Raw genomic sequence first — 2,017 nt, 5'->3', positions numbered from 1 at the left:
GATCGTGATGCGTGTAGCATATTCAATTTCATAGGACATACTAATGACTTTGGGGCAAGCGACAACAAATTGCCCTATGGGAAAATGTTTTGCCAGGAAATGCTGAAACAAGTTCAGTATGAAGAAGCTGTAATTCAATGCTTGTTTGTTCCGTATTTTGCAATCGTTGTTTGGTCAGCCGAACAACAACGATTAAAGCAGCTCGGCAAGAATTGCTTACTTTATGATTTAGCCGGTCTCCAAAGCGGGCCAATTGCAATAAATAACACTATAATATTAATGAATGCATTGGAGGCATTTCCTGATGCAATTGAGCCAGAACTGTCTAATACAAACCAGGATAAAACACCTGTAACAACTGTTTTTCGAACTGCTTCGGGTGCCTTATCATACACCCAGGCAGATAAACACCAAACCATTACACCCCAACCAAATAAAAAACCACCTGCTAATGCAGATAAAAACCTTGTGGTGGGTTCCTGATAAGTTTGAACACCGTCAAGGGGTAAACTAAGTAGGTCAAGGGTAAATCTGGCTGGTTCAGCTGTTGTAAGCATGGTACCTAAAAAGAAAACCGGTGCAAATGAACCAATTACTATGGCGGTAATTTTCAACCAGAATTTGTGAAATTGTTGAGTCATCATTGTATTCAAATTTTATGTGTGCATACAAAGGTAAAAGCATAGGTGGCTGCATGTTATACGCTACCGTACAATGATGACTACATAAAATTGCCAGTAATTTTTTTCAAATTCATAAAATATTCCGACAGCCACTTATACGTTAGGTTGTCAATATTTATTTGTAGAAAAAAGTTCTCCAATGCCAAAGTAAAAATGCCTTCCATTTGTTTTTGGGTAAGCTGCAAGTGTAGCTCCTTCACCCAAATTTTTACAAATGCGTCTCCCACAATTTTGTTGGATTGTGATAAGGTATCTGCATACAGATGAATATTTTGGTGTATTCTCAATTGGCGGTTAAAAAGCAAGTCTGTTTTATGTTCCACAAGTATATTAATAAGTTCAGGGGCAATATTTTTTGCCTGCTGTTCTTTTACAGCAATGATATAACTCTGTTCAAGGTGGTATTTCAATAAACTATCAATAAATAATTCAAGGTCTGCAAAATGATGGTAAAAGGAAGATTTACTCTTTCCCACTTTTCTGGAAAGCGGTTCTATTTTAAGCCCCACCTGCCCAGAAATGGCAAACATTTCGTAACCTGCTTTTATCCAAATTGCTGTGTTGTCATTTGTCATGGGTAGTGCATTCTTAATTACCTTTTAGTTCTGTTGCTGAAAGTTAAATATGGCTAATCAAATGTACATAGTTGGTAAATCATATGTACACAGTTGGCAAAAGTAGGCAGCATAACAATTACTAAAGGGTAACTGTGCCAGGTTTAGGAATCGTTGTTTGGTAAGGCGACCAACAACGGCAACATAATTGGCTAAAGGCTAACAGCTAATGACCAAAGAAAACCGGCTGTTAGCCGAATAACGTTCTACTGCAATTCACCACAGTAGTACAAAAGCCAAATTCTTATTCCCTCCCGAAAACGGGCAGTTTCGTTTTCGGGTGTCTTTTTTTGGTTCTTTTTTGGACAAGCAAAGTAGCTGTTAGCTTAAGGCATTTGATAATTGGCTGTTTGGCTAAAGGCTAACAGCTAATGGCTAATGGCCATGTGCCTCTGGCTGTTTGATGAGTAGCGCTCTGCTGTAGTTCACCACAGTAGTACTACAGCTAAATACATATTCCCTCCCGAAAACGGGCAGTTTCGTTTTCGGGTGTCCTTTTTTGGTTCTTTTTTGGACAAGCAAAAAAGAACAAGACCCTGATTTTGATGCGGGTATTTATTGCTATCGTTTAGGTTAAATAAATTGGTACTGTTTAGACTTTTACATAAACGTTGTTTTCTTTTTGTAAAAGGTTTCTTTTCGGTGTTTGTCACTTTCTTTGTCTTGATACAAAGAAAGGCAACCGGAATGGGAGGTTGCGCACAAAGAAAAATCAAGGAC

Annotated in this window: 2 protein-coding genes; both read right to left on the bottom strand. The window is 38.2% G+C overall.

Annotated features, from left to right (window positions below; translation table 11 throughout):
* Nucleotides 1-221: 221 nt before the first annotated feature.
* On the bottom strand, nucleotides 222-644 hold the full coding sequence (locus GD597_RS21630; protein WP_216368656.1) for a hypothetical protein: 423 nt from the start codon (nucleotides 642-644) through the stop codon (nucleotides 222-224).
* 77 nt (nucleotides 645-721) lie between these two features.
* Entirely contained in the window at nucleotides 722-1,258 is a 537-nt protein-coding gene (locus GD597_RS21625; protein ID WP_171610006.1) for a TetR/AcrR family transcriptional regulator, read from the bottom strand.
* Between the last annotated feature and the right edge of the window lie 759 nt (nucleotides 1,259-2,017).

The organism is Limnovirga soli (genome assembly GCF_013106755.1).
In the GTDB taxonomy this organism is placed as follows: domain Bacteria; phylum Bacteroidota; class Bacteroidia; order Chitinophagales; family Chitinophagaceae; genus Limnovirga; species Limnovirga soli.
Note: the sequence above shows the minus strand (reverse complement) of the source record. Positions and strands in the feature narration are given on the sequence as shown.

Bases quoted from the DNA above. Each gene is read 5' to 3' on its own strand.
- GD597_RS21630 (WP_216368656.1), bottom strand. From the start codon at position 644: ATGATGACTCAACAATTTCACAAATTCTGGTTGAAAATTACCGCCATA.
- GD597_RS21625 (WP_171610006.1), bottom strand. From the start codon at position 1,258: ATGACAAATGACAACACAGCAATTTGGATAAAAGCAGGTTACGAAATG.